General features: G+C 73.0%; 6 protein-coding genes. 5 read left to right on the top strand and 1 reads right to left on the bottom strand.

Features of this window, described 5'->3' with window-relative positions; translation table 11 throughout:
* Positions 1 to 1,082, top strand: a 1,082-nt coding sequence (locus AB0J52_RS28350; protein WP_500185505.1) for a neutral zinc metallopeptidase, incomplete at its 5' end; no start/stop codon positions are given.
* A gap of 82 nt (positions 1,083 to 1,164) precedes the next feature.
* Here AB0J52_RS28350 and AB0J52_RS28345 read toward each other — a convergent pair.
* Complete coding sequence (locus AB0J52_RS28345) at positions 1,165 to 1,962, bottom strand: SDR family NAD(P)-dependent oxidoreductase (protein WP_500185502.1); 798 nt, start codon at positions 1,960 to 1,962, stop codon at positions 1,165 to 1,167.
* A gap of 66 nt (positions 1,963 to 2,028) precedes the next feature.
* Here AB0J52_RS28345 and AB0J52_RS28340 point away from each other — a divergent pair, with 66 nt between their 5' ends.
* From AB0J52_RS28340 to AB0J52_RS28325, 4 genes are all read left to right on the top strand, one after another.
* Positions 2,029 to 2,640: a TetR/AcrR family transcriptional regulator gene (locus AB0J52_RS28340; protein ID WP_500185499.1), complete on the top strand. Its 612-nt coding sequence runs from the start codon at positions 2,029 to 2,031 to the stop codon at positions 2,638 to 2,640.
* Positions 2,641 to 2,738: 98 nt separating this feature from the next.
* Positions 2,739 to 3,173, top strand: a complete 435-nt coding sequence (locus AB0J52_RS28335; RefSeq protein ID WP_500185496.1) for a helix-turn-helix domain-containing protein — start codon at positions 2,739 to 2,741, stop codon at positions 3,171 to 3,173.
* Positions 3,170 to 3,745 (top strand): hypothetical protein, encoded by a 576-nt coding sequence (locus AB0J52_RS28330; RefSeq protein WP_500185494.1) that lies wholly within the window; start codon positions 3,170 to 3,172, stop codon positions 3,743 to 3,745. The genes AB0J52_RS28335 and AB0J52_RS28330 overlap by 4 nt, the downstream gene beginning before the upstream one ends.
* A gap of 208 nt (positions 3,746 to 3,953) precedes the next feature.
* Positions 3,954 to 4,313, top strand: coding sequence for a DUF2516 family protein (locus tag AB0J52_RS28325; RefSeq protein WP_500185492.1), 360 nt, complete (start codon positions 3,954 to 3,956; stop codon positions 4,311 to 4,313).
* Positions 4,314 to 4,626 lie beyond the last annotated feature (313 nt).

Raw genomic sequence — 4,626 nt, 5'->3', positions numbered from 1 at the left:
CCCCGCAGGGCGCGCCGCCGGCGCAGCCTTACGGCGCCCCGCCCCGTCCGCCTTACGGCGCGCCGCCCGCGCAGCCGTACGGCGCGCCGCCCCCGCCCCCGCAGGGACCGCCGCCGCCGTACCGGGGGATGCCCCAGCCCTACCCGCGCGGCGGCCCGGTCGCGTACCGGTACATGCCGCCGAGCCGTCCGCCGCGCCGCAGCGCCGGCGGGACGGTCGCGGGGATCATCGGCGCGTTCGCCGCGCTCGGCGTCGTGCTGATCGTGGTGCTGTCGGCGCTGTCGTCCCACCGGACGACCGTGCAGAGCTCCGGCGGGAGCGGCGCGACCTCGCCCGGCCGGGGCGGCGGGTCGCCGCAGACCGCGACTCGCGCGACCGCCACGAACAACAAGCTGTACGCGACCGGGGCGCTGTCCTCGGTGAGCTGCCACCTGCCCGCGCTGGACGAGACGTCCGACTCGATGCGCCGCTTCATGAACGAGCTGAGCGACTGCCTCGACGCGACCTGGAAGGCCCAGTTCGGCAAGAGCGGCATGTCGTTCGCGCCGCCGAACCGGGTGTTCTGGCTGACGCCGGGCAACAGCCCGTGCGGCAACTACCCCGCCCCCGGCTCGTCGGCCTTCTACTGCCCGGCGAACAACACGATGTACGTCGGCCTCAAGCACGTCATCGAGACCTCGGGCAACGAGTCGGTGGCGCACTTCGCGGTGTTCGCGCGGGTCATCGCGCACGAGTACGGCCACCACGTCCAGGACCGGGCGGGCATCCTGCTCTACGGCGACCGCCTCATGGACGAGAGCGACCCGCTCGGCCGGGCCGAGGCCAGCCGCCGCATCGAGCTGCAGGCGCAGTGCTTCGCGGGCGAGTTCCTCGGCGCCAACCGCACGACCCTGCCGCTCGACCAGCAGCAGTACACCGCGCTGGTCGTGGACGTCCAGGGCCGCGGCGACGAGAACCAGCCCGCCGACAAGCGCGACCACGGCTCCAGCAAGCACTACGCCGGATGGGTCGTCCGGGGCATCCGGACGCAGGACCTGTCCGTCTGCAACACCTGGACGGCCGCCCCCAGCGCCGTCTCCTGACCTCCGAGATCCGCGGACCCGCCGGGGCCTGGAGGCCCGCCGGGTCCGCGGAACCGCGGCGTTCCGACCGCCAAGCGGGGCCTCAGAGCTTCGACCCGCCGGTGGCGTCCAGGGCGCTGCCGGTCACCCAGCGGGCCTCGTCGGACGCGAGGAACGAGACGACGTCCGCGACGTCCTCGGGCTCCCCGACGCGTCCGAGCGCCGACAGGGCGGCCGACTGCTCCCACGCCTCGGGGTTCCCGCGCAGCCAGGACGCGTTGACGTCGGTGTCGATGATCCCCGGCCGGACGGAGTTGACGGTGACGCCGCGCGGCCCGAGCTGCACGGCCAGGTTCAGGGTGAGGTTCTCCAGGGCGGCCTTGGTCGCGCTGTAGGCGAGGATCTCGGGCATCGCGATCCTGGTCAGCCCGGTGGTCACGTTGACGATCCGGCCGCCGTCGTTCAGCCGCGGCAGGGCCTGCTGGACGATGAACAACGGCGCGCGGACGTTCACCGCGAACACCTCGTCGAAGCCGTCCTCGGTGAGGTGCTCCAGGTCGTCGCTGCGTCCGATGCCCGCGTTGTTGACGATGATGTCCACGCGCCCGCCGCCGCCCGGCTCGTCCCGGGTCGCCTCGTCGTAGGCGGCCCACAGGCGTTCCGCGTCGCCGTGCGTGCCGAAGTCGGCCTGGATCGCGTGGGCCCGCCCGCCCTCCTTCTCGATCTGCGCGACGATGCCGGCCGCCGACTCGGCGTCCCGGGCGTAGGTGAGGACGACGGTCGCGCCGTCCGCGGCCAGCCGGCGCGCGATGGCCCGCCCGATACCCCTGCTGCCCCCGGTGACCAGCGCGAACTTTCCGTCCAGACGTCCAGTGCCCATGATCGTGCGACCGCCTCTCATTTGTTGAATGATCGCTCAAGAAAGAACCTAGCACACTTTGTTGAGCGGTCGATCTAGAATTGGGGCATGACCGAGACCCGCCGGGGCCGTCCCCGGGCCTTCGACCGCGACGCCGCCCTCGCGTCCGCCACCAGGCTGTTCTGGGAGCGCGGCTACGAGGCCACGTCCATCGGCGACCTGACCGAGGCCATGGGCATCCGCCCGGCCAGCCTCTATGCCGCGTTCGGCGACAAGAAGACGCTGTTCAAGGAGGTCGTCGAGGGCTACCAGCGGACGGAGTGGGCGGACTTCGTCGGCCGCGCCCTCGCCGAGGAGCCCACCCTCTACCGCGGGTACGCCCGCGCCCTGCGGGAGGCCGCCGTGATCTACACCGACCCGTCCCACCCGGCGGGCTGCCTCGTCATCCGGGCCGCCACGAACGTCGCGCCGCGCGACGCCGAGATCGAGACGTACCTCCGCGACATCCGCAACGGCAACGTGGACGCGTTCGCCGAACGGGCGGCCGAGGGCGTCCGCAAGGGCGAGCTGCCGGAGGGCGCCGACCCTCGTGCGGTGGCCCAGATGTTCGCCCTCGTCCTGCAGGGGCTGTCGCAGCGCGCCGGCGACGGCGCGACCGTCGATGATCTGCTTCCGGCGGTCGAGATGGTCCTCACGGCCTGGCCGGGGAGCCGGGAATGACGGACATCGCTGCTGGTCAGGGCGGATGTGAGCAGGCTCACCGGGAAAACGCTAGCAGCCTGCTTGCAATTGCAAGCACGGTCGCGGAGGGTGGAGGCATGGCAAGTTCGAAGGTCGGCTCCATCGGGGAGTACATCCGGGAGCAGCGCACGCGGGCGCAGATCTCGCTGCGCCAGCTCGCGGACGTCTCGGGCATCTCCAACCCGTACCTGAGCCAGATCGAACGGGGCCTGCGCAAGCCGAGCGCGGAGATCCTGCAGCAGATCGCGAAGGGGCTGCGCATCTCCGCCGAGGCGCTGTACGTCCAGGCGGGCATCCTCGAGGCCCGCGAGGCGGAGAGCGACGTGCAGGCCGCGGTCCGGGCCGACCTCGTCCTGACGGAACGCCAGAAGCAGGTGTTGCTCGACATCTACGACTCGTTCCGCAAGGAGAACGCAGCAACCGGAGCCGTCCCCGGCGGCGCCCCGAGCGGCGCGCGCGAGGCGGACGGCGACCAGGCATCCGCAGCACGAGAAGGGGAGCAGGACCGATGACTTTCGCCGACACCCTGCGTGAGAACAAGCTCGTCTACACCGTCGCCGGCGCGGGCGACCTCGCGGTGGAGAAGCTCCGCGAGGCCCCCGAGCAGGTCGGGAAGGCGCGCGAGACGGCCGCCAAGTACCAGGGCGAGGTCCGCGAGAACCTCGACCGGTACCGCGGCGAGGTCCGGGGCAACCTGGACAAGTACGGCGAGCAGGTCCGCGAGGCGGTCGCCAAGTACCGCGGCGGGGTCCGCGAGAACGTCGGCAAGGCCCGCGTCGAGGCCCGGCAGAACGTCGGGCGGCTCCAGGAGAAGGTCGAGGTCAAGGACCTTCCGGGCGCCGCCGTCGCGTACGTGACGCACTTCGGCACCCGCGCCGTCGAGTTCGTGGACGAACTGGCCGAGCGCGGCAAGAAGGTCGTGCACGGCGCCGCCGCCGAGGTCGCCCAGGGCGCCGAGGCCGTCGCCGAGGTCGCCGCGGGCGACCAGGCCAAGGGCGCGTCCAAGGCCAAGGCCGCGCGGACCCGGAAGGCCGCCGAGGAGCAGACCGGCTCCCCCGCGTCCACCCGCCAGACCGACTCCTGACCGCCGCCCGCGGGCCGGCGCGGCACGCGTCGGCCGCACGGGACGGACGCGGGAGGCATGCGGAAGGGGCCCGGCCGGGAACACCCGGCCGGGCCCCTTCGTCGTTCGGAGTACCGGCTGGACAGGCCGCATAGGGTGGGGGGACCATCCGCCGAACACGTGGCGCCCGCGCGGCGCCACCCGGGACAGACAGGAGCGTCGATCGTCGGTGACCGGCTTCGGTGTGCTCGACTACTTCTTCTGGATCTTGCTGCTCATCGCGTTCGTGATGGAGGCGTGGGCGCTGATCGACGCGCTGACCGTGCCGACGAACGCCTACGCCGCGGCGAGCAAGCAGAGCAAGAAGCTCTGGATGATCATCCTGATCGTCGCGGCCGTGGTGGGCCTCGCGGCGGCCGTCCTGCCGCTCCAGGGCTCCTCGCCGGTCGCCGTGCTGTTCGGCATCCTGCCGGTGGCCGCGTTCATCGCCGCCGCCGTCTACCTCGCCGACGTCCGGCCCGCGGTCAAGCCGTTCAAGGGCCGCGGCGGCGGCCGCGGCTCCAACATGGGCCCCTACGGCCCCTGGTAGACCGCCCGGCCACGCGTGCCGCCCGGCGCCCCGGGCGGCGCTCCGGGCGGCCAGGCCGGTCCGGCGCGGCGTCGGCCCAGTCGGCCAAGGCCGGTCCGGCGCGGACGGGCTGACCGCGGGTCGGCCCAGGCGCCGAGCCACGACGTGGGTTGCAAGTAAGTGCTTACTTGAGGCAGGCTGATCGGGAACCGCCGTCGCGTGCGGCGAAAGCCGCGCGCCCGTCCGTGTGCCGCCCGCGCGAAGTGAGGCTCCCGTGACCAGTGCCGCCGCCCCCACTCCCGCCCCCGTTCCCGGTGCCGCTGCCGGCCGCGTC

This window comes from Spirillospora sp. NPDC049652 (assembly GCF_040675125.1).
Taxonomy (GTDB): domain Bacteria; phylum Actinomycetota; class Actinomycetes; order Streptosporangiales; family Streptosporangiaceae; genus Spirillospora.
This window is presented reverse-complemented; position numbering and strand designations above follow the sequence as displayed.